At 46.0% G+C, this 24,037-nt stretch carries 23 protein-coding genes and 1 riboswitch; of the genes, 10 read left to right on the top strand and 13 right to left on the bottom strand.

All coding sequences use genetic code 11. The annotated features are described in order from the left end of the window. Positions 1-42 precede the first annotated feature (42 nt). Together fabF and RT064_RS06045 are read left to right on the top strand one after the other, a co-directional pair. The gene (gene fabF, locus RT064_RS06050; protein WP_313062431.1) at positions 43-1,350 is read left to right on the top strand and encodes a beta-ketoacyl-ACP synthase II; all 1,308 of its coding nucleotides are present in this window, start codon (positions 43-45) and stop codon (positions 1,348-1,350) included. Positions 1,351-1,478: 128 nt separating this feature from the next. Then, complete coding sequence (locus tag RT064_RS06045) at positions 1,479-2,432, top strand: hypothetical protein (RefSeq protein WP_313062428.1); 954 nt, start codon at positions 1,479-1,481, stop codon at positions 2,430-2,432. On the opposite strand, the gene RT064_RS06040 is transcribed toward RT064_RS06045, so the two are convergent. Together RT064_RS06040 and uvrC are read right to left on the bottom strand one after the other, a co-directional pair. Continuing rightward, the gene (locus tag RT064_RS06040) at positions 2,429-2,785 is read right to left on the bottom strand and encodes a YkgJ family cysteine cluster protein (protein ID WP_313062427.1); all 357 of its coding nucleotides are present in this window, start codon (positions 2,783-2,785) and stop codon (positions 2,429-2,431) included. The genes RT064_RS06045 and RT064_RS06040 overlap by 4 nt on opposite strands. 67 nt (positions 2,786-2,852) lie before the next feature. Continuing rightward, entirely contained in the window at positions 2,853-4,730 is a 1,878-nt protein-coding gene (gene uvrC / locus RT064_RS06035) for an excinuclease ABC subunit UvrC (protein WP_313062425.1), read from the bottom strand. Between the two features lie 411 nt (positions 4,731-5,141). Here uvrC and RT064_RS06030 point away from each other — a divergent pair, with 411 nt between their 5' ends. After that, positions 5,142-5,747 carry a putative antibiotic biosynthesis monooxygenase gene (locus RT064_RS06030; RefSeq protein WP_313062424.1) on the top strand — a complete coding sequence of 202 codons (606 nt, stop codon included), beginning with the start codon at positions 5,142-5,144 and terminating at the stop codon, positions 5,745-5,747. On the opposite strand, the gene RT064_RS06025 is transcribed toward RT064_RS06030, so the two are convergent. Continuing rightward, positions 5,744-6,127 carry an HNH endonuclease gene (locus RT064_RS06025; protein WP_144918576.1) on the bottom strand — a complete coding sequence of 128 codons (384 nt, stop codon included), beginning with the start codon at positions 6,125-6,127 and terminating at the stop codon, positions 5,744-5,746. The genes RT064_RS06030 and RT064_RS06025 overlap by 4 nt on opposite strands. Before the next feature lie 107 nt (positions 6,128-6,234). Between RT064_RS06025 and RT064_RS06020 the strand changes: the two genes are divergently transcribed. Then, the gene (locus RT064_RS06020) at positions 6,235-6,789 is read left to right on the top strand and encodes a DUF4442 domain-containing protein (protein WP_313062421.1); all 555 of its coding nucleotides are present in this window, start codon (positions 6,235-6,237) and stop codon (positions 6,787-6,789) included. 10 nt (positions 6,790-6,799) lie between these two features. On the opposite strand, the gene RT064_RS06015 is transcribed toward RT064_RS06020, so the two are convergent. The 3 genes from RT064_RS06015 to hemN are packed head-to-tail and all read right to left on the bottom strand — an operon-like array spanning position 6,800 to position 9,383. Continuing rightward, a complete protein-coding gene (locus RT064_RS06015) occupies positions 6,800-7,408 on the bottom strand; it encodes a class I SAM-dependent methyltransferase (RefSeq protein ID WP_313062419.1) in 609 nt (202 codons plus the stop codon). Positions 7,409-7,428: 20 nt separating this feature from the next. After that, positions 7,429-7,887: a hypothetical protein gene (locus RT064_RS06010; RefSeq protein WP_313062418.1), complete on the bottom strand. Its 459-nt coding sequence runs from the start codon at positions 7,885-7,887 to the stop codon at positions 7,429-7,431. Positions 7,888-7,904: 17 nt separating this feature from the next. Beyond that, positions 7,905-9,383 (bottom strand): oxygen-independent coproporphyrinogen III oxidase, encoded by a 1,479-nt coding sequence (gene hemN / locus RT064_RS06005; protein ID WP_313062415.1) that lies wholly within the window; start codon positions 9,381-9,383, stop codon positions 7,905-7,907. 207 nt (positions 9,384-9,590) lie between these two features. Here hemN and RT064_RS06000 point away from each other — a divergent pair, with 207 nt between their 5' ends. Further along, positions 9,591-11,084: a YifB family Mg chelatase-like AAA ATPase gene (locus RT064_RS06000; RefSeq protein ID WP_313062413.1), complete on the top strand. Its 1,494-nt coding sequence runs from the start codon at positions 9,591-9,593 to the stop codon at positions 11,082-11,084. Positions 11,085-11,123: 39 nt separating this feature from the next. Here the strand turns inward: RT064_RS06000 and RT064_RS05995 are convergent, their stop codons facing one another. The 3 genes from RT064_RS05995 to phoU form a co-directional block, all read right to left on the bottom strand. Beyond that, entirely contained in the window at positions 11,124-11,684 is a 561-nt protein-coding gene (locus RT064_RS05995) for a DUF4385 domain-containing protein (RefSeq protein ID WP_313062411.1), read from the bottom strand. After that, positions 11,671-12,405, bottom strand: a complete 735-nt coding sequence (locus RT064_RS05990; RefSeq protein ID WP_313062410.1) for a phosphoglycolate phosphatase — start codon at positions 12,403-12,405, stop codon at positions 11,671-11,673. The genes RT064_RS05995 and RT064_RS05990 overlap by 14 nt, the downstream gene beginning before the upstream one ends. A gap of 139 nt (positions 12,406-12,544) precedes the next feature. Beyond that, the gene (gene phoU / locus RT064_RS05985) at positions 12,545-13,315 is read right to left on the bottom strand and encodes a phosphate signaling complex protein PhoU (RefSeq protein ID WP_313062409.1); all 771 of its coding nucleotides are present in this window, start codon (positions 13,313-13,315) and stop codon (positions 12,545-12,547) included. A 347-nt stretch (positions 13,316-13,662) separates the two neighbouring features. On the opposite strand from phoU, the gene pstS reads away from it, so the two are divergent. Beyond that, positions 13,663-14,667, top strand: a complete 1,005-nt coding sequence (gene pstS, locus RT064_RS05980; protein WP_224054732.1) for a phosphate ABC transporter substrate-binding protein PstS — start codon at positions 13,663-13,665, stop codon at positions 14,665-14,667. An 81-nt stretch (positions 14,668-14,748) separates the two neighbouring features. On the opposite strand, the gene RT064_RS05975 is transcribed toward pstS, so the two are convergent. Beyond that, positions 14,749-16,089: a TolC family protein gene (locus tag RT064_RS05975; RefSeq protein WP_313062405.1), complete on the bottom strand. Its 1,341-nt coding sequence runs from the start codon at positions 16,087-16,089 to the stop codon at positions 14,749-14,751. A gap of 161 nt (positions 16,090-16,250) precedes the next feature. Continuing rightward, positions 16,251-16,353, top strand: a riboswitch (TPP riboswitch). 158 nt (positions 16,354-16,511) lie between these two features. Here RT064_RS05975 and thiC point away from each other — a divergent pair. Then, the gene (thiC, locus tag RT064_RS05970; RefSeq protein WP_313062403.1) at positions 16,512-18,530 is read left to right on the top strand and encodes a phosphomethylpyrimidine synthase ThiC; all 2,019 of its coding nucleotides are present in this window, start codon (positions 16,512-16,514) and stop codon (positions 18,528-18,530) included. 299 nt (positions 18,531-18,829) lie between these two features. Then, positions 18,830-19,402, top strand: coding sequence for a hypothetical protein (locus RT064_RS05965; RefSeq protein ID WP_313062401.1), 573 nt, complete (start codon positions 18,830-18,832; stop codon positions 19,400-19,402). A gap of 70 nt (positions 19,403-19,472) precedes the next feature. Here RT064_RS05965 and dapB read toward each other — a convergent pair whose 3' ends face one another. Further along, positions 19,473-20,279 (bottom strand): 4-hydroxy-tetrahydrodipicolinate reductase, encoded by an 807-nt coding sequence (dapB, locus tag RT064_RS05960; RefSeq protein ID WP_313062400.1) that lies wholly within the window; start codon positions 20,277-20,279, stop codon positions 19,473-19,475. Between the two features lie 213 nt (positions 20,280-20,492). After that, complete coding sequence (dnaJ, locus tag RT064_RS05955) at positions 20,493-21,659, bottom strand: molecular chaperone DnaJ (protein WP_313062397.1); 1,167 nt, start codon at positions 21,657-21,659, stop codon at positions 20,493-20,495. A gap of 271 nt (positions 21,660-21,930) precedes the next feature. Between dnaJ and RT064_RS05950 the strand changes: the two genes are divergently transcribed. Then, positions 21,931-22,572: a DUF2939 domain-containing protein gene (locus RT064_RS05950; RefSeq protein ID WP_313062396.1), complete on the top strand. Its 642-nt coding sequence runs from the start codon at positions 21,931-21,933 to the stop codon at positions 22,570-22,572. Here RT064_RS05950 and RT064_RS05945 read toward each other — a convergent pair. Further along, positions 22,569-23,273 carry a pseudouridine synthase gene (locus RT064_RS05945; RefSeq protein ID WP_313062394.1) on the bottom strand — a complete coding sequence of 235 codons (705 nt, stop codon included), beginning with the start codon at positions 23,271-23,273 and terminating at the stop codon, positions 22,569-22,571. The two genes, RT064_RS05950 and RT064_RS05945, sit on opposite strands and share 4 nt — an antisense overlap. A 49-nt stretch (positions 23,274-23,322) precedes the next feature. Here RT064_RS05945 and RT064_RS05940 point away from each other — a divergent pair, with 49 nt between their 5' ends. Beyond that, the gene (locus tag RT064_RS05940) at positions 23,323-23,919 is read left to right on the top strand and encodes a YigZ family protein (RefSeq protein ID WP_313062392.1); all 597 of its coding nucleotides are present in this window, start codon (positions 23,323-23,325) and stop codon (positions 23,917-23,919) included. Positions 23,920-24,037: the final 118 nt, after the last annotated feature.

Genomic DNA, 24,037 nt, shown 5'->3' with positions numbered 1-24,037 from the left:
AAATGTTATTCAAAAAATATTATTCAAAAATTCGAGCATAAAATGACTACAAAAATTAGCCAAAAAAAGCCCCGCTACGACGAGCGCCCTGACCATGAGCGTATTGTCATCACAGGCATGGGAGCCATTACCCCGCTAGGACTGGATGTAGAGAGCACTTGGCAACGGCTCATTAATGGCGAAAGCGGTATCAAAGCGATTAGCCATTTTGACGCCACTGACTACCGCGCACAAATCGCCGGCACAGTGGATGGGTTTGATATCGGCTTGTACATGAACGCCAAAGACGCGCGTCGGTATGACACCTTTGTACAATACGGCGTTGCCGCAGCAGCACAAGCCTTGAAGCAAGCAGGCTTTATCAGTGAGTTGCAAGCCGCGCCTGTACAGCAGGTTGATCCTGACCGTATCGGGGTGATTATCGGCTCAGGGATTGGCGGTATCACCACCATTGAAGATACAGCGGTAAAACTTAATAGCGAAGGTCCGCGTAAAATCTCGCCGTTTTTTGTGCCCTCAGCCATTGTGAATATGGCAGCTGGGCAAGTGGCGATTCGTCATGGGATTAAAGGGTTAAATCTTGCTACTTCTACCGCTTGTACCACAGCGACTCATGCGATTGGCTTGGCAGCACGGTTGATTGCGTATGGCGATGCCGATGTGATTGTAGCGGGCGGCTGTGAAAAAGCCTCAAGCCAGCTCGGTATTGGTGGTTTCTCGGCAATGCAAGCCTTATCAACGCGCAACGATGCACCTACCAAAGCCAGTCGTCCATTTGACAAAGACCGTGATGGTTTTGTGCTGGGTGATGGGGCAGGCGTGTTAGTAATGGAAAGCTTTGCCCATGCCAAAGCGCGCGGTGCGACGATTTTGGCAGAGTTTGTCGGCTTTGGCATGAGTGATGATGCCAGTCACATCACTGCGCCACCGGAAAATGGTGAAGGTGCCGCTATGGCGATGCGCCACGCCTTGAGTGATGCTGGCATTGCACCCAGTGACGTTGGCTACATCAATACCCATGGCACCAGTACCCCAGCGGGTGATGTGGCAGAGAGCCGTGCGATTGCGGGTATCTTTGGTGAGAATATGGTGGCAAGTTCCACCAAATCGATGACCGGTCATCTACTGGGCGCTGCAGGCGGTATCGAAGCGATTTTCACCGTTAAGGCGCTACAACAACAAATATTGCCACCGACCATCAATTTGGATCATCAAGACCCTGAGTGCAAGCTTGACTATGTACCGCATACTGCCCGTAAAGTCAACCACTTAACTCATGCGATTTCTAACAGCTTTGGGTTTGGTGGTACCAATGGCTCGCTGTTGTTTGCCAAATGGCAGTCACGATAAATGGTAATTACAGCGATGATAGCATTAATATTTTAAGGGTGTGAATTTTGAAAACGGCTATTGAAATTGTAGCCGTTTTTTCGTTAAATGAAGCTATCCTATTTCATCCTTAACGCTGGACACCATTCATGTCAGGATTTGCCTTCTCCCACCAATTTTCAAAGCGCTGGCTTGCCACCCCTACCCCTGTCAAACACGCCATTATTCAAGAACTCGATGATATCGTTACCTTGCTTTACCCCGATACCGACCTTGATGAGTATCAATTTAGCGTGCCTAATCTGCATGATAAAGTCGAGGAATTACTGGCTATCGAGCGTGACCACCAAGAAAAATTACAAGCGCAAGCACGTGAGCGCGAGCTTGAAGAACAACGCCTAGAACAAGAAAGATTGGAACAACACAGGCTAGAACAAGAACGCCTAGAAACCGAGCGCTTGGAAAAAGAGCGCCTTGAGCAACAACGACTTGAACAACAGCATCTTGAACAAATACAGTTAACACAAGAAAACGAAAAAGAACGCCAAGCGCAAGAAGAACGTCTACAACGCGAACGCCAAGCACAAGATGACGCAGCCATTGCGGCGCTGGAGCAAGAACGCGCCATTGCCAAACAAGCGCATCTGGCAAAACAGGCAAACCCACCCCAACCAGCGACGCAACTATCAACTGGCTCAATCGAGGGTGCAAATCACGAGCCAGATGAACAAACTCAATCCACGGATACCGCAACCAGCGATGTCACGATTGAGCGCCATCGCAGTGAGATGGTCTATGCTATTGATCACACTGATACTGCCGATAACATTGCTGAGTCGTTAGCTCATGACCCAACAGCGGCCGTGATGACCCAAGAAACGAGCGTTACTGACCCACTTGTTGATATTGCCAACCCATCTATCGCCACCACGCCCGCTATTGAACAAATCAAACAAGATATCGTCAAACAGCTACAAGGCTATATCGACAACTATTTGCTCGAATCAATGACGCTGATGAATGAGGATTTGAATCAATGGCTCAAAACCGAAGTGGAAAAACAGCTGACTGTTCGTTTATCACAAAGCCATCAAAGCCATTAAGCACGCACTTGACTAAAGATATCGTTAGATAACCCATAGTGATGACGGGCTTTGATACATTGCTCGTCACCGACTTGTACCGATTGGCAAGTGCTTGAGCGTTTATGATAGATTTGGCAAGCCACCAAGTTACCGACTTCGCCCGCTAATGCAATACATCTGACCGGCTTTGTTTCGGTACCTTTCATACAGCTATAAAAATCATTGACTTTGACCGTCATCTCCTCGGGGATACCGAGTGTCTCGCCTTCTGCCCAATAAAAAGACACCCGATAGTTAGCGCAACATGCGCCACAGTGCATGCAGATATCGCTATCCGCCGCTGCGATTGATTTAAAAAAAATTTCTGCCATTTTTACAATGCCATGTCATTATCATTGTTAACTACCCGTTTCATCCAAAACGGCTAAAAATTTAATATCAGCCATGCAACACTTTATAAATGGTATTGGCCATCACCTTGCCAATGCCATTTACTTGCCCAATTTCATCTTGTGACGCACCAAGCAGCTGCTGCAAGCCGCCAAAATGATTGAGCAACTCTCGGCGGCGTTTTTCCCCCAACCCAGGAATGGCTTCTAGCACTGAGCTTGAGCGGCGTTTATCGCGTTTTTTGCGGTGAGCGGTAATGGCAAAGCGGTGTGCTTCATCGCGAATATGCATAATCAAATGCAGTGCCTTGCTATCAGCTGGCAAATCGAGTGGCTCACGGTCAATAAAATGCAGTACCTCAAGCCCAGCCTTGCGACCTTCGCCTTTTGCCACCCCGACGAGCAAGGTTTGGGATAAAATCCCCAGCTCGCTCAGTACGTCTTTTGCCATATTAAGCTGCCCCTTACCGCCATCAATCAGCAATAAATCGGGCAGCGGCTGTTTGCTATAGCGGCGGTTTAATACTTGCTTCATGGCGGCATAGTCATCACCACCCGTGATGCCATGAATGGCATATTGGCGATAGTCGCGTTTGCGCAGTCCGCCTTGGTCAGCGACCACACAGCTGGCGATGGTGGCTTCACCCATAGTGTGCGAGATATCAAAACATTCGATACGGTCGAGCGATTTGCCTTGCAGCGACTCTTTTAATACCGCATTGAGTGAGTTAAAGCGAGATTTAACTTCCAAATAATCGCCCAATTTGGTTTGCAGGGCGTTGTTGGCATTCATTTGGGCAAGGGTGAGCCATTCATTGCGCTGCTCACGAACTTTGGTTTTTATCGTCACTTTTTTGCCAAAGGTTTCAGTTAAAGCTTCTGTCATCGCGGTTTGGTCGGGCAACTCATGACTTATAATCAGCTCTTCGGGCAAATCATCACTGACTTGAAAATAAAACGAGCTGACAAACTCAGACAAGTTATCCGCTATGTCGTTTTCGCTATCCACATCAGGAAAATAGTTGTTGCCACCCAAAACCTGCCCATTACGCACATTCATGACATGCACACAGGTAATGCCCGCTTGACTGGCGATGGCGATGATATCGGCTTCACCTTTGACCGTATATACCGCTTGCTTGGCTTGTACTTCGCGTAGCATCGACAGTTGGTCGCGATACAAGGCGGCTTGCTCAAAGTTCATGTCTTCAGCCGCTTGCTCCATTTTACCCACCAATTTGACTTGCAAATCCGTGCCTTCACCTTTTAAAAATCGAATGGTGTTGTTGACGTCATCGGCATACTCTTCGGGCGATACCAGTCCGACACACGGCGCTTTACAGCGTTTGATTTGGTACTCTAGGCAAGGGCGCTGACGCTGGGCAAAAAATGTATTGGTACATTGGCGCACCATAAACATTTTTTGCATCATTAATAAGGTTTGCTTGGCAGCATGCGCCGAAGGAAAAGGTCCAAAAAATCTGCCTTTTTGGTGTTGCCCTTTGCCGCGCCCATAGGCCAGTCTTGGATAAGGTTTATCGGCTGAGATAAATACGTACAGATAGGATTTATCATCACGCAGTAGCACGTTGTAGGGCGGGCGATGTAGCTTGATGAGGTTTTGCTCAAGCAGCAGCGCTTCGGTCTCAGAGCGGGTTATGATGGTTTCGATGTTGTCGATACGTTGCACCAGCGCCCGCGTTTTGGGGTGGTCGATGGTTTTGGCAAAGTAGCTATTGACGCGGCTTTTGAGCGATTTGGCTTTGCCCACATAGATGATGTCGCCATTTTTGCCCAGCATTTTATACACGCCTGGCAAGTTGGGCAGGCGCTTAATCAAGTGATCCAATCGCGCTTTGCGGTCGGCAGTCGCTGCAGCAATTTCAATGGTTGCAGGGTCGATAGTGGGCGTTTTGTTTTTGGGCATTGCTTGTTTACTATTTCACGATTTTTATACTATATTAAGTTAATTCAATCACTTTTCAATCTTTAAAGTAACTATACTTTTGCATTGAACATTAAACTTTATCGACTTTATGACTTATGGAAATTTAAAGGATGTTATGTCCGCGCTGTGAGCAAAGTAAAATACTTAAAGTCTGGATAAAAAAAATTGTCAAAAGAAGCTTTTTTATGTGATGAATGCGAAGCTTTATGGTTTGAAAAAGATAACATCAATAAACTTACCTTTATTGACTATGGTAGCTATATGATGACTGTAAATTTACTGCCAATATTTGATGAAATAGATATACTGTCAGAGAAATTATAAACATAAACTAGTTAGAATTTCTGAATCGCAATTTTACAATTAACTCAATTTATCAAGGCAAAATTTATGTCGTCGACCGCGAACGCATTACATTCTGTCCACCAAGGCGCGACGGCAATCATTAGTCATCGGGTCAAGCCTGAGCACCATGTGCATTATCAAATGTGGCTCGAAAAGGTTGATACGCTTTCAAAGCCGTTTGCAGGGTTTATTGATCGCCATGTCATCACCCCGATAGCGGGCAAGACCCAAACCTTTACCGTGATTTTGCGATTTGATACGGCTGAGCATTTGCACACATGGCTGGCGTCATCTGAACGCCGCCAGTTGATTGATGAGGTCAAACCTTATTTGCTAGATGATGACAACTATCACGTGCAAAGCGGGTTAGAATTTTTATTTCAGCCACTGCCGACACAAAACCCACACTTGGTCAACGTTTCGCCCCCACCCACGCCAAAACCTTGGAAACAGTTTTTACTGACTTGGTCAGCGATTTTTCCCCTAGTCACGGTAATTTTTTGGCTGTACGAACAAGTTGTTAACGCTTTAAATGTTCACCCTACACCGTTACTTGCCAAACTGATTATCACCGGACTGGTGGTGTTTATGATGGTGTATGTGGTGATGCCGCGCTATACCAAGCTGGTTAAAAAGTGGTTATTATCTTAATCTGAACCCCCACTTTTGACACGAATAGTTTGCCCAGCGGGGCGTTTTTTTACCCAATTGATAAATTTTTGCATCTCGGTATGTTCTTTTAGCCGCTCAACCGTATGGTAGTAGCTGGATAATTCTTGGTTGCTAAACACTTCATGCACTTGTGCATGACAAGCAGGACACAGCATGGCGATGTCGTTTTTCATTTCATCACGGCTAAATTCGCGTTTGGTACGGGCTTTGTCGTGGCGGGATTTGGGAATCAGATGATGCTGGGTTAGTTCAACTTCATCACGTCCACACAATTCACACGGTGGCGATGGCGCTTTTTCCGCCAAAATCGCCTCCCAGAATGCTTCATCTTCGTTATTTTTTGCTTTACCTTTTGCCATTATTTTGTCACGCTTTGCTATCAGTGGTATCCATCATACAATAGCATTGTTGCCTTGCCAATGGCGTGTTGTCCACTACTTTTTTTCATGTTAAAAACGAGTCTGCCATGTTATCTAAGCTATCCAATTTATCCAAGCTAAGCCAAACCTTTCAATCTCAAGCCAAAGATTACTTTAATCCGTTTCATAACCCCAAGCTTTTAAAGCAGTTTTTTAACTTTTATCCGCCATATTTTGGGGCAGGTATCCGTGTTGAAAGCCTTGATTTTATCAACCACCATATTCGCGTGCGTTTACCCTTAAACAAACTCAATCAAAACATCGTCGGCACCCAGTTTGGGGGCAGTTTGTATTCGATGACCGACCCATTTTTGATGATTTTGTTGATGCAAGCGCTGGGCAATGAGTACGTGGTATGGGACAAGTCGGCGAGCATTGATTTTGTTAAAGCGGGCAAAAGCGATGTGTTTGCCGATTTTCACCTTGATGACACCGAAATCGATTCCATAAAAGCCTTAGCAAAGGATGGTAAAGCGGTGTTCCGCAACTATGAGGTACAGGTGGTTGACGACCAAAATGAAGTGGTCGCCACCGTCACCAAGACCCTGTACATTCGGTTACGAGCCTACAGTAAATCAAAAACCCAAACGGTCAGAATTTAGCTGAAGGGCGTTAGTCTTTGATTGCTAAGGTAATGGTATAAGTTTTACCTTGCTTGATTTTATCCGAATTACCAAAAACTTCAGCAAATGAGCGTTTCATAAAGTCCCGCAAGCCGTTGATGGTCACCACGTAAAACCGTGCGCCACTTTCCATCGCATTGTAGGCATCGAGCAAATACAGATAATGCTGCTCTTTACTGGCTTTGGCAGGTAAGTTACTCATCACTAGGCTAAATTTTTTGTCTTTTTCAACATCACGAAAGCCATTGGATAGCTGAACTTGGGCATTATTTAAATGGTTTTTTTGGCAGTTAAGTTTGGCATATTCCACCGCCACAAAGTCTTTGTCGATGAGCAGGTGCTGTCCGTTTGGACATTCACGGGCGGCAGTCATCCCTAGTACACCATAGCCACAGCCTAGGTCGATTGAGTGGTCATCGTCTTTGAACTCGATATAGTCAAGCAGCATAAGGCTGCCCTCATCGAGTTTTTCGGGCGAGAAAATTCCCCAAGTGCTGGTAAAGTGAAACGGCTTGCCGAGTACGTCTTGGGTGAACTGGATGTCTTCGCGCCAGTGGGCAGATTTTTTGAGTAAGTCGGTGGGGATTTTATGGGTCATTTCATTTCCTAAAATTAACACTAATTACATTTTTTCCAGTAGCGTTTATACCAAATGGATTTGCCTGTATCGTTTTGGTCATCTCGATATAGCTCAATCAACTCACCCTTTTTTAGCATAAATTCAACTTTACGGTTGAGTACAATATCTTTATCGATTAAGTTACCGTCATCATCGGTTAGAAATCCACTCTGTACAAATTTTGCTGTTCCTAAAAAATAGTTAGGTTTCACTTGGCTAAATTTAAAATTACTGACTGTTTCGCTTGCTTCCCAGTAATTCATTTGCATGGTATTTTTATTGATTGATAACGTTAAAACGTGGTCAAAGTCATTTAATTGACAATAGGCTTTAACTTCATTGGACTTGATGTGGCTTTGCCAAGTGCCGACCCACTTTCCTTGAAAGGCTTTTGGAATATTTTCAGCCGTCGCAACATTACTGAGCGATAATAAGGCAACGAACAAAAATTTTTTCATAACCATTCTCTTTAAAATCAAATCACCTTACTAAAGCGATTGCCTTCTTTACTCGCCAAATAAGTATCAAACACCATCGCCACATTACGTCCAAGCAGTCGCCCTTTTGGTAACACCCGAATGCCTTTGGCATCCATATCAACGAGTTTATCCGCTTGCATCTCGCCCAGTTGGCGGATTTCATCAATAAAATAGGTCATCGGGTCAATACTAAAGCGCGCATTCACATCTTTAAAATCAATATAATCATGGCATAGCAGATTCATAATCACATAACGGCGCAGCAAGTCAGGCAAGCGCGCAGAAATCACCTTCACCGCAGGCAATTTTCCCGCATTGATGAGATTTTGATAATCATTCAAATCCGTTGGATTTTGCAAAATATGAAGACCAATCTGGCTAATCGACGACACCCCAAACCCCAGTAAATCACAATTACCATGCGTGGTATACCCTTGAAAATTGCGGTGCAATTTGCCCTCACGTTGCGCAATCGCCAGCTCATCATCAGGCTTGGCAAAGTGGTCAATGCCGATATATTGATAGCCTGCGTCAGTCAGTGCATGGATGGTATTACCGAGCATGGTCAGTTTGTCGGCAGGGCTTGGCAAATCCGCTTCATTGATTTGACGCTGACCTTTAAATCGCTCTGGCAAATGGGCATAGTTAAAAACAGACAGACGGTCTGGCGATATATCGATGATGCGCTCAACCGTATTGCGCATGCTATCCACCGTTTGGTGCGGTAACCCATAAATCAAGTCAATATTAATAGAATGAAACCCAAGGCGGCGAGCTTCCGTCATCACGCCTTGAATCATTTCTTCTGACTGCACGCGATTGACGGCAATTTGTACTTTTTCTTGCAAATCCTGCACACCAAAACTCACCCGATTAAACCCAAGTCCACGCAATATCTCAAGCGTGGTCGGACGCAATTCTCGCGGGTCAATTTCAATCGAATAATCAGCGGTAGGTTTATCGCTAAAAGTAAACTGGGTTTGCAAAAAGTTCCACAATTTGACCAACTCATCATCAGTCAAAAAGGTGGGTGTGCCCCCGCCAAAATGTACTTGTTCGACGATAGGGTCCCCTTGCATCAAGCTGCGTTTATGCCGAATTTCGGCAAAAAGATACGCTAAATAGTCGCCTGAATCACTGTTTTTCTTGGTGATGATTTTATTGCAGCCGCAGTAATAGCACAGATGGCGACAAAACGGGATATGAAAATACAAAGACACTGGCACCCGTGGGTCTTTTTCTGCCAAAACGCGGGCTTCCATGCCGTCAGTAATCGGGGTAAATTCTAGCGCGGTTGGGTACGAGGTATAACGGGGACCTGAGCGGTTGTATTTATTGATGATAGCTTCATTAAACAAATGGGTTTGGGTCGTGTAGCTACGATTGGCATTGGCATACGGATTTTCGATGATTTCGACAGGACGATCAAAGGTGGGCAGTTCGCTGTCAGATAAAGGGCGAGTTTGGTCTGTCATAATAGTCTCGTATAGCGTGTAGCGTAAAATTCTCGGAATATTGGTTGTGATTATAACATAGTCATCATAGATAGCCGATGATGAGAAAGCAGATGAATTATGCTATGATTTAGCCGTTTTTATCAAAAATTGTCTAGTTGCTGCCATAAAAAAACTGCCTGCTGTATGTCAAGGTAGCCGCCAAGTGGTTGGAAAAGGATTTTAAAAATGTCGTTTGCTCAAGTATATACACGCTCGGTGGTGGGTTTAAACGCGCCAAGCGTGATGGTTGAAGTACATCTATCTCAAGGATTGCCAGCTGTGACCATGGTCGGATTACCCGAAGCAGCGGTACGCGAGAGTAAAGATAGGGTGCGCTCTGCCATTATCAACTCGGGTTTTCAATTTCCCAATCGCAGATTAACTATCAACCTTGCGCCCGCGGATTTACCCAAAGATGGCGCACGGCTTGATTTGCCCATTGCCATAGGCATCTTGGCAGCGAGTGGTCAAATTGATGAAACGGTGCTTGCGCAGTACGAGTTTATTGGCGAATTGGCGCTCAATGGCGATTTACGAGGCATTGCTGGGGCGTTGGCAGTATCACGCGCACTCAAGGCGGAGCAGCGAACCTTGATTGTTCCCAAAGACAATGCCGATGAAGCGGTCAAAGTCGATGGCGTGAAGGTGTTGCAAGCCGATACCCTTAAAGCGGTGTGCCAACACTTGATGAATGAGCAACCACTTAGCCAAGCCGAGCACAAGGCATCTTACCAATCAGCCAGTTACATGCTTGATTTAGCCGATGTCAAAGGACAACACCAAGCCAGACGTGCGCTAGAGATTGCGGCAGCAGGCGGGCATTCGCTACTATTTTGTGGCTCACCGGGGACAGGCAAAACCTTGATGGCATCTCGCCTACCCACCATTTTGCCACCGCTCAACGACCATGAAGCGCTTGAAGTTGCCAGTATCTATTCGATTGCCAACAGTGATTATGACTACGGCACACGCCCTTTTCGCCAAGTCCATCATACTACTTCAGCAGTGGCGCTCGTGGGCGGCGGCTCGTCGCCCAAACCCGGTGAAATCACCCTCGCCAATCGGGGTGTGTTATTTTTGGATGAGATTCCAGAGTTTGATCGCAAGGTGCTTGAGGTACTCAGACAGCCCATCGAGAACAAAGAAATTGTCATCAGCCGTGCCAACTCTCAAGTACGCTTTCCCGCCAATTTTCAGCTGGTAGCAGCGATGAATCCCTGCCCCTGTGGCTACTATGGGGATAAATCAGGTCGCTGCCAGTGCCGACCTGAGCAAATCAAACGCTATCAAGAAAAGCTATCAGGACCTTTGCTAGACCGTATTGATTTGCATATTACCGTGCCTGCCCTGCCTGCCAGTGATTTGCAGTCAGCACAGAGGGGTGAATCTTCTGCGGCAGTGCGTGAGCGGGTGATACAAGCCTATCAGCGTCAGCAAGCCAGACAGGGCAAAGCCAATAATGAACTCTCCCCCAGTGAACTTGACCAATTTGCGCCGCTTGGCGATGCAGAAAGTCGTATTTTGGCAATGGCACAAAGTCGGCTGAATCTATCCGCGCGCGGTTATCATCGCGTCCTTCGCGTCGCCCGCACGATTGCGGACTTAGCAGGCAGTGAAGCAATCCAAACCGCGCATTTAACTGAGGCATTAAGTTATCGCAGCCAATTAACGAATGCCTAATTTTCGTGCTAACTCATCATAGAGCAAGATATAGCAAGGCTATAAAAACGGATGCTCGCGAAAAAATGTGGGCGGCAGGTTATCGTATTGGGTGTGGTTGACGTATTTGGCTTCAAACTGTTTTTTTAGCGCTTTGTAGTCCGCATTGGCGCGGCATTCATCCCATTTTTGCTTAAAAATTTGCGCGGATTGGGCTTTTATTTGGGCAGAGTCAAGCTGTTGTGATTGCTGCGGCAATTGCTCACGCCCATGCGCGCCACTTTGTCCTTTTTTAGCGTCAGGGACAGCGCCGTCATATTTTTTGCCCCCTTTGTGATTGGCATAACGCCGTGAGCGCGTATAACCCATTTGGATAAATTTACGCGCCATATCAGCACCGACAAAATCCCCTTTAGCAAGGTAGTCCAAAAACATCGCATAGATGGTATTGCTGCTCTCACGCGCAAGTTCTGGCGTAGCAAATCGCCAATGCGGCAAAATCTCGGATTTATACGGCTCCACCAATAACACCCCTTGCTCACCGCGCCCCACCCGATACAACGCTGGGTGTTCGCGAAAATTCAGCGTATCAAAGTTGAGATGATAGTTAAACTCGTGCATGACTCAAAAACTCAGTCAGCGTGGCAAAGTCATCAAAGGTTTGGGTCGGATGATAATCACGAATATCCTGCCCATAGTTATAGCCGTATGACAATCCAAGCGTATCCATGCCCGCATTTTGCCCTGCCAAAATATCGTTTTTGGAATCCCCAATCATATAGCTTTGAGCGATGCTAAAGCCTAATTGGTCACAGACATGCAGTAGCGGCATCGGGTCGGGTTTTTTGGCAGGCAAGCTATCACCACCCAAAATATAAGCAAAAAGGTCTTGCCAACCCAATTTTTCTACAATCGCAGGAACAAAATCAATGGGTTTATTGGTGGCGATAGCGAGGGTATAGCCTTGCTCTTTAAGCTGACGCAGCCCTTCGCTCACCCCTGCATAGGGCTGGGTTCTGACGCAGGTGTTTTGATGGTAGTAGTCAAAAAACAGGGCAAGCGCCTGATTGGTATCGTTTTCAGTGAGATTGGGGTCAATGGTTTGTGAGCCTGATAAAGCACGTTGCACCAGTACTTTGCCGCCATTGCCCACCCAGTTGCGGATGACATCTTCGCTAAAGTTGGCTTTGCCAAGCGTAGTTAGCATCGCATTGACGGCGTCCGCCAAATCTGGGACGCTATCAATCAACGTACCGTCCAAGTCAAAAATAAGTAACGATTTTTGGGTAATATTTTCCCCAGTGGATGTGGGGATTGGAGTGTTAAGTGATTCGCTAGACATGGTGTTTCCTATCGTTTTTTCACCAAAGTTAATAGGCTACAGTGTAGCAGAATCACCTAAAAATACCATGCAACCGTCCATTAAAATAACCTAACCCTGACAACCAATTCAGGTTAAAAGCAGGTTTGACTAAAAAACGTTAGTTTTCGCCATTGCTCGGTTGATAATCTAGTGAGGCATCGGCGATTTCATGGCTAGCCGCCGGATTCAGCGCGCTGTCCTTTTTGGCACCCAGTTTTTGATAACGCACATCTTCACCGGTAATACAAAAAATCAATTGCTCAGCGATATTACGCGCATGCGCACCAATACGCTCTATCGAACGCAGCACCCATAAAATATCAATGACTTTTGCTACATAGCGACCATCTTCCATGATGTAGGTCATCATCGCACGTGACGCGGATTTGTACATCGCATCAATTTCATTATCCTGCTCTATCACTTGGTAAGCGCCTGTTGCATCAAACTTGGCGAAAGCTTCTAGTGCATTTTTTAGCATCATCTGCACAAAATTACCCATTTGATGCGCTTCATGATACCCAATCGGTGATTGACCTTCACGGGTGGCACGGCGCGCCATCTTGGCGATTTTTTTGGCTTCATCACCAATACGTTCAATGTCAGCGCCGCATTTGCTCACTGCCATGATTAGGCGTAAGTCGGTGGCAGCAGGTTGACGACGTGCCAATACTTTGACCACCAAATCATCAAGCTGCTGCTCAGTAAAGTTGATTTCTTTGTCACCATCAATGACATCTTCGGCAAGCGCCACATCACTTTTTACCAAAGATTCAATTGCTTTGGTGAGATTGGCTTCTGCCATGCCACCCATTTTTAAAAACAAATTGACCAAGTTTTGTAAATCCTGGTCATAACTTTTTGATAAATGCTCACCAATTAAATTCATATTTCCCTTCCTAACTCATGGATTGTGACTCATGGACTGTGCAAAATTGTGATTAAAAAAGCCGTTAAAGAAAAGCTAACTATAACTAAAAATTACGACAAAATGATGAAAAACAGCGCGACTATTCGCTGATATCGCATCATATAAACCAAACAAAAAACCTAACAAAGATTTCAATGTCATCAAACTTTAACATAACCGTAACAGATTTGACATTTTGTTACATTAACATGGCAACAATTTTTCAGCGTTGGGTGATTTAAAACGCGACATATTGGTTGGCGACGCCCTAAGCTAATTTACTATCTTCCCTGACAATTATCTTATTTGTCCATCAAGGAATTATTATGAAACTATCACATTTAATCGTCAGTGTGGCATTCGCTGCTGTAGGCGTACAAGCCAATGCTGTCAACATCACAGGTGCAGGTGCAACCTTCCCACAACCTGTTTACTCAAAATGGGCAAGCGATTATCAAAAAGCAACAGGCAACCAAGTAAACTACCAAGGTATCGGCTCTTCAGGCGGTATCAAACAAATCCAAGCAAAAACGGTTGATTTTGGTGCCACTGATGCGCCCATGAGCCCAGCAGAACTAAATGCCAGCGGCTTAATCCAATTCCCCGCAGTCATTGGCGGTATCGTACCTGTGGTCAACATCGCTGGCGTCAAACCAGGTCAATTAAAACTATCGGGCGCCGTCCTTGCTGACATCTATATGGGCAAAATCACTACTTGGAACGATGCACGTATCCAAGCATTAAACCCAGGCGTTGCCCTACCTGCCGCTAAGATTACCACTGTTAATCGCTCAGACGGTTCAGGTACCACTTTCGTATTTACTAACTACCTAAGCCAAGTATCAAGCGATTGGAAATCAAAAGTAGGCGCGGACAAAACCGTTAAATGGCCTAATGCTTCAGCAAGCGTGGGTGGTAAAGGTAACGAAGGCGTATCAAGCAACGTACAACGTGTTGCAAACTCCATCGGTTATGTTGAGTATGCTTACGCAAAACAAAACCGTTTAGCTTATACCCAACTTCAAAACCGCGCCGGTAAATTTGTACTACCAGACGATTCAACGTTTGCAGCCGCATCAAACATTAACTGGGCACAATATCCTGGTTTTGCAGTGACTATCACTAACATGCCAGCAGCCAACGCATGGCCAATCTCTGCAGCAACTTTCATCCTCGTACCTCGTACAGGCGGTGCAAAAGCCAAAGAAGCGCTTAAATTCTTTGACTGGGCATTTACTAACGGCAATGCACAAGCAACTGCACTCGACTACGTTCCGCTACCTGCCGGCACCAAAGCTGCGGTTCGTAAAGAATGGACGAAAGTTAAATAGTCATCTGTTTAACTGTACTACGCAAATTAACCCTGCCGATTGGCGGGGTTTTTTAGCTTAAAACTTTGCCAAAAAAGAGCATCAAATCAGCTGATTATCTAACACTTTGACCGTCTCATCGGTCAGATTGCCCGTAGCTTTTTGTAGGTCAATGTAGGCATTTAGATAATCAAAATACGCATTAATCAAATCGCGTTTGGCAGCGTGATATTGGCGCTCTGCCAGTAGTGTATCTACCATCGAGCGCACCCCCAAATCATAGCCTGTTTTTGACGCTTGGGCGACGCGGCGATTGGCATCCACCGCAACTTGCTGGGCTTTAATCGTGGCACGCTGTGCGACCAAATTTAGATACGCTTGGCTAGTCTGAGTCATGGCGGCTTGGTACACATAGGCGAGGCGACTTTTTGCCGCTTGTGCTTGCAGATTTCCTTGCTCAACGCCTGCGCGTGTCCGCCTACCGGTATAAAACGGAAAATCCACTTCTACCCCAAAGCTATAATTGGTGCCATCAATAGCGCTTTGGTTATTATGGGTATAATCTTGCCACCCCACATTGCCTACCAAATCGACACGGGGATAGATATTGGCTTTGAGATAATCGACTTGTTTGTTGGCAATCGCCACTTGGGTTTGTGCTAGCTGAATATCAAGATTATTATTTTGTGACTGCTGCATCCAGTTTTCGATACTTTGACTTGCCACCAGATTCAAATCAGGCGGTAATTTGATACTGTCTAGCTGATTGATTGGTTGACCGGTGAGCAGTGATAACTGCTGTTTGGCATTCACGATTGCCACGTCATTGTTGGCAATAGAGGCGCTGACGCTTTCAAGCCTTGCACGGCTCTCTTCGGTATCTACCCGCGCCGCTACCCCTTGCGCGAGTCTCGCTTGCATCATGTCATTTTGTGCTTTGAGTGCAGTGAACTCGGCATTAAGGCTATCTGTCATCGCTTCAGCGCGCAATACATTGAGATAGGCTTTGCTGATTTGCTCGATTAGTTGCTGATGCTGCTGTAATAGCTGGATGTCATTGGCTTGACTGGCGAGCACGGCTTTTTCATAGTTTGCCCATTTATCAGCACGAAACAAGGCTTGGCGCAGTCCGATACCGACTTGGCTTGCGGTATTGCCCGTATCAGGGATGTTATCGTCTTTGGGATAAAACTGATTACGTTTGACACTGCCTTGTAGTCCCACTTGCGGCAGCATATCGCCAAACGCCAGCTGCACATTTTTTTGCGTTGCCAAATAGTCATATTGCTGCCCTGCCCAGTTGCCATTGGTACGCTGGGCTGCGCTATACAATTCCCACAAATCTTTTGCCATCGCGGCTGGGCTGAGGGACATCGACCCTATCAATGACACTGCCATCGCCCCTAACCGCCATCGGGCGCCAGTCGCTTTACGATTCCACAAACAGATGCATTCCATATCAATAATTACAACATTTTCAACAACCAAGGAGCCTCTATCATACCGATAGTTGTCAAAAAAATCAGTAATTTAGTGCAGTAAATCATCGGTAAAAAATGGCTAAAAATCTATTAGGTAAACCTGTGAGTTTTTGTTAATATGGAGATATTGACTCGGGGTGCAGTTGGATGACATACCAGCGGCTGAGACATACCCGTCGAACCTGAAACGGTTAATACCGTCGTAGGGAAGTCGTCTATAGGTTAGTTAGACCAGTATTTTTCTAGAATCAGCCTTTTACTAGAATCAGCCTTTTACTAGAAACAGTTTTTTCTAGAATTAGTTTTTTACTAGAAACAGTCCTACTCACCTATCTTCGCCCGAGTCCAGCAAACCATCACTTCATAACATAACATGGACTCGCTATGAACCAACTTACCAACGTTACCCACAAAACCCCTGCCCACCGTGACCCTACCGACGACCGCTTTGAAGAAGAAGCACGTGATTTGACGCGCGCCTTGCCGGCATCTCGCAAAGTCTACATCCAAGGCTCACGCCCTGACATCCAAGTGCCGATGCGAGAAATCACCTTGACCGATACCCCGGTGGGTGGTTTTGGCAAGGCAGAAGGCGAAAAAAACCCACCGTTTTATGTGTATGACACCTCAGGGGTGTATACCGACCCCAATGTCAAAATTGACTTAACCAAAGGCTTACCAAAACTGCGTCAAGCTTGGATAGAAGCGCGCGGCGACACCGAGCAACTTGCCAAACTCTCAAGCCAATACGGCAATGAGCGTGCCAATGATATCGCCACTGCCAACCTGCGCTTTGGGCATATCGACAAGCCAAGACGAGCGCTCAATGGCAAAAACGTCACCCAAATGCACTACGCCAAACAAGGCATCATCACCCCAGAGATGGAATACATCGCCATCCGTGAAACCCAAAAACAACATGGCCTGACTGATATGCGTCAGCACGCTGGTAACAACTTTGGTGCCAATACCCCCAAACTCATCACCCCAGAATTTGTGCGTGCCGAAGTCGCTGCGGGACGGGCGATTATTCCCAATAACATCAACCATCCCGAATCAGAACCGATGATTATTGGGCGCAATTTTTTGGTTAAAATCAACGCCAATATCGGTAATTCAGCCCTGGGCTCTAGCATTGATGAAGAAGTTGCCAAGATGACCTGGGCTACCCGTTGGGGCGCGGACACCATCATGGACTTGTCAACCGGTAAGCATATCCATGAAACCCGTGAATGGATTATCCGTAACTCGCCCGTGCCCATCGGTACCGTACCGATTTATCAAGCCCTAGAAAAAGTGGATGGCGTTGCCGAAGATTTGACATGGGACATCTTTAAAGACACCTTGATTGAACAAGCCGAGCAAGGTGTCGATTATTTCACCATTCACGCGGGTGTACTGCTGCGCTACGTACCGGTGACCGCCAATCGTTTGACAGGCATCGTCAGCCGCGGCGGCTCGATTATGGCACAGTGGTGTCTTGCCCATCATAAAGAGAATTTTCTTTATACCCACTTTGAAGAAATTTGCGAGATTATGAAAGCCTACGATGTGGCGTTTAGTCTGGGTGACGGTTTGCGTCCCGGTTGCCTACAAGACGCCAACGATGATGCGCAGTTTGGTGAGCTCAAAACCTTGGGCGAGCTGACCCAAGTGGCATGGCAACATGATGTACAAGTTATGATTGAAGGTCCAGGGCACGTTGCCATGAACCGTATCAAAGAAAACATGGACTTACAGCTTGAAGTCTGTAAAGAAGCGCCTTTTTACACCCTTGGGCCTTTGACGACCGATATCGCCCCAGGCTACGACCATATCACCTCCGCCATTGGTGCGGCGATGATTGGTTGGTACGGCACGGCCATGCTGTGCTATGTCACGCCAAAAGAGCATTTAGGTCTGCCGAATAAAAAGGATGTCAAAGACGGTATCATCACTTACAAAATCGCAGCACATGCGGCAGATTTGGCAAAAGGACACCCAGGTGCCCAAGCGCGGGATAACGCCTTGTCAAAAGCGCGTTTTGAGTTTCGCTGGGACGACCAGTTTAATCTGAGCCTAGACCCAGACACGGCTCGTGAATTCCATGATGAAACCTTGCCAAAAGAAGCGCATAAATCGGCGCATTTTTGCTCGATGTGTGGTCCAAAATTCTGCTCGATGAAAATCACCCAAAATGTGCGAGATTATGCAGCAGGGCTTGATTTTAATAAGCCACAGCTTGGGCAAGATATCACCCCTGATACAGGTGAGTTATCGGATGCCAGCCACGCTATCAAGCAGGTGGATACCGAATTGGTCAGGCAAGTCGGTGAAGCGTCTGCCGATGAAGTACGCCTGGGCATGGAGCAGATGAAGCAAAAATTTATTGAGGAAGGTAAGCAGTTGTATAAAGAAGTTTAAGCCCCAGCTAATCTAACGCCGCTATGATGTACAGCCGCTAGCGTAGTCAACTTGCCAAATGCTTGTTGCAGCTTAGCGGCTTTTTTACACCAATTTTTATTATACTTTTTATTGATTTTTCAATCAGTTACCTGTTATGGTAGTGCCCTTTTAGTGTCCAATTAATTAACGTTAAGACGAAAAAACGCACCAACATATCAGAACTACTAATTTGCAACGGGGTTTTAACCCGCAAATTTAAAGCCCTGTTTAATTGAATTAAAAAAACAAGCGTACTACAAAGAAATCAAGAGGTTTTTATGCACCCTAAAATTCTGACAGCTTTGACCCTTGCCGTGCTTGCCACAGAGGTTGCGCATGCAGCGCCCACCAATCCCACGCCTACTCGTGCTACTACCCAAACTACCAACCAAACAGCACCCACCGTGCTACAGCAAAATCTATTGACCTTAATCAAAGCGGGTCAAGCGATGGAAGCTGAGACCCAAGTCAAACAAGCTGAAATCGAAAAAAAATACCAACCTAAAGTTGCCGAAGCCAAAACCGATGCCCAAAAAGCCGCGATTCAGACCCAGTTTTTAAATGAGGTGATTGCCTATAAGAGCTACCAAAAACAAAAATTTGCGGCAATCAAATTGACCGAGCCTAGCGTATCAAACTTGCGTGACAAATATATCGAAACGCTAAGTAGCGATATCGCTGCCGCTCAAATCGTCATCGCCAATCCAAAACCAACCCCTGACTCTAAGAAAAAATTTGCAGCCCAACTCACCAAATCAAAAAATTTAACGCTAGCAGTGCGTAATGGTTTAGAAACCCTAATGAAAAAAGCGGGCTTTAAAAAACAAGTGCTACAACCCAAAACCAAATAAGCATTGGCTAATAAAAAAGCCGAAACACTTTGGCAATGTTTCGGCTTTTTTGTTGTACAAGCAGTTGGTGCTAATCTTTAAGCCCAAGCACATCTTGCATATCAAACTGTCCTGTTTGCTGCTCATTGACCCACACCGCAGCACGCACCGCCCCTGCGGCAAAAGTCATGCGCTCACGGGCTCTATGAGTGATTTCAACTATCTCGCCATCGGCGATAAACATCACCGTATGGTCACCGACAATCTCGCCACCGCGAATGGCATGGATAGCAATCTCGCCTGCTTTGCGCGCGCCAGTTTGACCTTCGCGGCCATAAATCGCCACGTCTTTTAGGTTTTGACCGCGTCCTTTGGCAACCGCTTCAGCCATCATATAAGCGGTACCCGATGGCGCATCAATTTTGTGTTTATGGTGGGCTTCAATGACTTCGACATCGGCGCTGTCACCAAATGCTTTGGCAGCCATTTCAAGCAGTTTAAGGGTTAAATTCACCCCAGTTGAGTAGTTGCCCGCATACACGATGGCGATTTTTTCACTTGCCTGTTTTAATATGGCGTTTTGCTCATCATTTAGGCCTGTTGTCCCAATGACCATATTGACGCCTTTGGCAGCACAAAGTTGTAAGTTTTTGGCAGTCGACTCAGGCAAGCTAAAATCTATGAGCACATCAATATCATGAATGACCCCTGCCAAGTCATCGACCAAAGCGACATTAGTTTTGTCGAGATTAACTAGCTCGCCCGCATCGACGCCCACCAAGCTTGAACCTTGACGCTCTATCGCCCCTGCAAGGGTAGTTTGTGGGTTTTGTGCCACTGCTTGAATCAGCATACGTCCCATGCGCCCACCTGCGCCTATGACCCCGATTTTTACCATTTGTTTATCCTTTATCTCGCCCAATTACCTAGTATAACTTGCTAATCTGATTTTCTAGCCTGATTTTCTTGCATAACTTTTTAAGTTCAAATCATAACAGCTTGTCTCGCTGAATCCTAGCTTAACTCAATACTGGCTTATGCCAAAAAAAACCCTTGCAATCATTACAAGGGTTTAATGTTTCACGTGAAACATCTATCAGACCAATAAAACCTAGTCAAACAAGTCTTTGACATCTTCTTTGAGTTTATCAAAGAAGGATTTTTTCTGTGGTGATTGTTGATGATCACCCATGGATGATTGTAGTTGACGAAGTAGCTCTTTTTGTTCGTTGTTAAGGTTGGTCGGTGTCTCTACCACCACACGGCATAACAAGTCACCTCTCATCGTCGTGCGCACGGGAGTAACGCCTTTGCCTTTGATACGGAATACTTTGTGGCTTTGGGTACCTTCAGGAATGCGTAAATTGATACGTCCTTCAAGCGTTGGTACTTCCACCTCACGACCTAAGGCTGCATCTGCAAAGCTGATTGGCACATCCATGTATAAGTCAGCGCCTTCACGGGTAAAAATAGGGTGCTGTTCCACACGGATTTCAACATACAAGTCACCGCTTTCACCGCCTGTAATCGCTTCACCTTCGCCCGTTAAACGTACCCGATCGCCATTGTCGATGCCGGCAGGAATGGTGACTTCAAGGGTGCGTGATTTTTCTTTAACACCCGAGCCATGACAGTCATTGCAAGGATTTTTGATTTGTTTACCTGAGCCGCCACAGTTGGGGCAGGTTTGTTGCACAGCAAAAAAGCCTTGCTGCATACGTACCACACCCGCACCACCACAAGTTGCGCAGGTCACGATATCGCTGCTGTCTTTGGCGCCCTTACCATCACAAGTTTCACAAGGGGCAGGTGCGGTAAAGGTAATTTCTTTTTTTGTCCCTTGCACCGCTTCTTCAAGCGTCAAATCAAGCATATAGCGTAAATCTGAACCGCGTCTGCTACGTCCACCCCCTGTGCGACCCCCAAAGATGTCGCCAAAAATGTCTTGGAAGCCGCCCGCACTGCCACCACGACCGCCGCCCATGCCGCCAAAAATATCGCCAAAAATGTCTTGGAAGTTTCCACCGCCAAAACCGCCACCGCCCATGCCATTTTCAAACGCGGCATGCCCCATACGGTCATACGCTGAGCGTTTGCTGTCATCACTTAGCACTTCGTACGCCATCGAGGCTTCTTTGAATTTTTCTTCGGCGGCAGGGTCATCAGGGTTACGGTCTGGATGGTATTTCATCGCAAGTTTGCGGTAGGCTTTTTTGATTTCTTGTTCATTAGCGGTTTTATCTACCCCTAATACTTCATAAAAATCGCGTTTTGACATAGTAACTCCTTTGGCAGCATAGTTTTGACAGTACGGAAGAGTGGATTCGACCGGTAGCAACGTTTAACAGCTGCCAAACCTTTGAAAGACTAAAATTTAAAAATATGCAATATAGTGGCGATTTTTGTTAAATAATCAAGCAAATAATCGGCAATCAGCGCAAAAATATTTTCCCTTTTTTGCAAGAAAAATACGCAACAGCTTAGCCCATTGTTTTAAACTAATTAGCAAACTTTAACCCTGATAGTCATTTATGAAAAAAATATTCTCTTTGCTAATCATCCTCGCACTGATTGTCGTCGCTTGGGTATTTGCATCCCCTTATTGGGCAGTGTACCAACTGAAAAAAGCCTATGATGCACAACAAGCAGACACTATCAGTGCAGCAATTGAATTTACGCAACTACAGCAAAGTATCAAATCGCAGCTAAGCCCTGTATTGGTGGAAAAAGCCAATCATGTGGCAAAATCCCCTATTTTGCAGATGCTCAATATTACGCTAAACCCTGATGACCTAGTGAATAAAATGGTCAATCAAGCCGTGGATAATACCGTCACGCCAGAGGGCGTACAGTATGCGCTGACAGGACAAGCGACCACCGAGCTGCTCAAAACAAATGTCAAACTACTGGGGGGCTTGGTGGCAGTAGCGATGGATAAGATTGATATTAAAGACTTGATTTTGGCGCGCAATTCAGCTGAGCTTAATCAAAAAATCAAACAACAACTACAATCGCCTAATCCCAAAGCCACCACAGCAACGTCACAGACCCAACCGACCACACACTATTGTGGTGTTAACTGTTTTGAAGTCACCGGACAGGTACGTGGCTATCCCTTAACGCTCCGCTTACAGCGCCAAGGGCTTATTCATTGGAAAATCGTGGGTGTGACATTGCCGCTAAATGCTTAAAACTGGTCAATTTCTTCAGCGGTCAAAAATCGGCTTTCGCCTTTTTCTAATCCTGCTAAGGTAATGTTACCGATGCTGGCACGGTGTAGCTCAATGACTTTATTGCCAAAGTAGCCCATCATGCGTTTGACTTGGTGGTATTTGCCTTCCGTGAGTACCAGCTTGGCATGGGTAGCATCAGAAAAACTTAACTCAGCGGGTTTGGTTTTATCATACTCATCCTCAAGCATGATGCCTTTTGCCAATTCTTTGATAGCAAATGCCTGTTGTGATTCAGTCATTGGGTCGGCAAGGGTCAACTCATACACTTTTGCCACATGATGTTTGGGGCTGGTGACACGGTGCAAAAAGCCACCATCATCACTAAGTAGCAGCGCACCGGTGGTGTCGACATCGAGTCGCCCTGCAATCCGCAAACTACCTAGCTGGGGTACATCAATCAAGTCTGTAACAATCGGCCATTCTTTTGGCTTTAGGGTGCATTCAAAGCCTTCTGGCTTATATAGCAGTAAGTAGCGATTGCCCGTCGCGACTGATAACGGCTCACCCGCCCATTCGATATCGTCACCCACTTCATCGATGTGTAAGCTTGAATCTTTGACCACCTCGCCATTGACAGTGACTTCGCCTGCGTGCAAGATTTTTTTGCAGTCTTTACGCGATAGCTCGGTGGCTTTGCTTAAAAATTTGTCTAAACGCATTTTTTTGTTATCCTAGTGCTTGTTTTGTTTATTGTAACATAGATTAACCATGACCTATTACACGCTTAGCGACCCATGTACTGCCACACTTGAGATTAAAAAAAGCCAATTTTTGGGCTTTGGATTTGCCATTGATAGCCGCGAGCAATTAATGTTTCACGTGGAACAATTACGCAACCAATATCCCGATGCGCGCCATGTGTGCTATGGCTATATTATTGGCGACCCACACAACACTACCTCAGCAGGTTTTGATGACGATGGTGAGCCCAGTGGTACGGCAGGCAAGCCGATTTTAAACGTGTTACAACACAAGGGCATTGGTAACTGCGTGGTGATTGTGGTGCGTTACTTTGGTGGTATCAAACTTGGTGCAGGCGGTCTGACACGTGCCTATAGTAGCACCGCGCAAGCCGTGATTGATAACATGAATTTGCACGCGTTTGTGCCGTTAAGCCTGATACTGATTGAAACCGATTTTGCCAATGAGTCCTTTGTCAGGCATACATTAGACGGTTTTAATGCCATGATTTTAAAGGTTGATTATGGTAAAAATGTCGTTTTGACCGTGGAGCTTGCGCAAAAGTCGGTTCAAACACTCAGCGAAAAAATCGGCTTTTATGGAACTGTGAAAGCCAGCGAATAACCAAAAGCCAATAACCAAAGAAGCAGCGTAAAAGTGATAGCCTAGCAAAATTTTTCTCAAAAACCCTACATAACACCCCAAACTTACCTCACAAGTCGCCATGAAAAAACTGTCAAAA

It is taken from the genome of Moraxella sp. CTOTU49097 (assembly GCF_032064105.1).
Classification (GTDB): Bacteria; Pseudomonadota; Gammaproteobacteria; order Pseudomonadales; family Moraxellaceae; genus Faucicola; species Faucicola osloensis_B.
This window is presented reverse-complemented; position numbering and strand designations above follow the sequence as displayed.

What these genes read in the sequence shown, in the direction of transcription:
- RT064_RS06015 (WP_313062419.1), bottom strand. Translation starts at nt 7,408, where the DNA reads ATGACCCATAAAATCCCCACCGACTTACTCAAAAAATCTGCCCACTGG.
- RT064_RS05995 (WP_313062411.1), bottom strand. Translation starts at nt 11,684, where the DNA reads ATGCACGAGTTTAACTATCATCTCAACTTTGATACGCTGAATTTTCGC.
- uvrC (WP_313062425.1), bottom strand. Translation starts at nt 4,730, where the DNA reads ATGCCCAAAAACAAAACGCCCACTATCGACCCTGCAACCATTGAAATT.
- phoU (WP_313062409.1), bottom strand. Translation starts at nt 13,315, where the DNA reads ATGAATTTAATTGGTGAGCATTTATCAAAAAGTTATGACCAGGATTTA.
- RT064_RS06010 (WP_313062418.1), bottom strand. Translation starts at nt 7,887, where the DNA reads ATGAAAAAATTTTTGTTCGTTGCCTTATTATCGCTCAGTAATGTTGCG.
- RT064_RS06030 (WP_313062424.1), top strand. Translation starts at nt 5,142, where the DNA reads ATGTCGTCGACCGCGAACGCATTACATTCTGTCCACCAAGGCGCGACG.
- RT064_RS06040 (WP_313062427.1), bottom strand. Translation starts at nt 2,785, where the DNA reads ATGGCAGAAATTTTTTTTAAATCAATCGCAGCGGCGGATAGCGATATC.
- RT064_RS06000 (WP_313062413.1), top strand. Translation starts at nt 9,591, where the DNA reads ATGTCGTTTGCTCAAGTATATACACGCTCGGTGGTGGGTTTAAACGCG.
- dapB (WP_313062400.1), bottom strand. Translation starts at nt 20,279, where the DNA reads ATGGTAAAAATCGGGGTCATAGGCGCAGGTGGGCGCATGGGACGTATG.
- RT064_RS05990 (WP_313062410.1), bottom strand. Translation starts at nt 12,405, where the DNA reads ATGTCTAGCGAATCACTTAACACTCCAATCCCCACATCCACTGGGGAA.
- fabF (WP_313062431.1), top strand. Translation starts at nt 43, where the DNA reads ATGACTACAAAAATTAGCCAAAAAAAGCCCCGCTACGACGAGCGCCCT.
- RT064_RS05940 (WP_313062392.1), top strand. Translation starts at nt 23,323, where the DNA reads ATGACCTATTACACGCTTAGCGACCCATGTACTGCCACACTTGAGATT.
- RT064_RS06025 (WP_144918576.1), bottom strand. Translation starts at nt 6,127, where the DNA reads ATGGCAAAAGGTAAAGCAAAAAATAACGAAGATGAAGCATTCTGGGAG.
- hemN (WP_313062415.1), bottom strand. Translation starts at nt 9,383, where the DNA reads ATGACAGACCAAACTCGCCCTTTATCTGACAGCGAACTGCCCACCTTT.
- thiC (WP_313062403.1), top strand. Translation starts at nt 16,512, where the DNA reads ATGAACCAACTTACCAACGTTACCCACAAAACCCCTGCCCACCGTGAC.
- RT064_RS06020 (WP_313062421.1), top strand. Translation starts at nt 6,235, where the DNA reads ATGTTATCTAAGCTATCCAATTTATCCAAGCTAAGCCAAACCTTTCAA.
- RT064_RS06045 (WP_313062428.1), top strand. Translation starts at nt 1,479, where the DNA reads ATGTCAGGATTTGCCTTCTCCCACCAATTTTCAAAGCGCTGGCTTGCC.
- dnaJ (WP_313062397.1), bottom strand. Translation starts at nt 21,659, where the DNA reads ATGTCAAAACGCGATTTTTATGAAGTATTAGGGGTAGATAAAACCGCT.
- RT064_RS05965 (WP_313062401.1), top strand. Translation starts at nt 18,830, where the DNA reads ATGCACCCTAAAATTCTGACAGCTTTGACCCTTGCCGTGCTTGCCACA.
- pstS (WP_224054732.1), top strand. Translation starts at nt 13,663, where the DNA reads ATGAAACTATCACATTTAATCGTCAGTGTGGCATTCGCTGCTGTAGGC.
- RT064_RS05945 (WP_313062394.1), bottom strand. Translation starts at nt 23,273, where the DNA reads ATGCGTTTAGACAAATTTTTAAGCAAAGCCACCGAGCTATCGCGTAAA.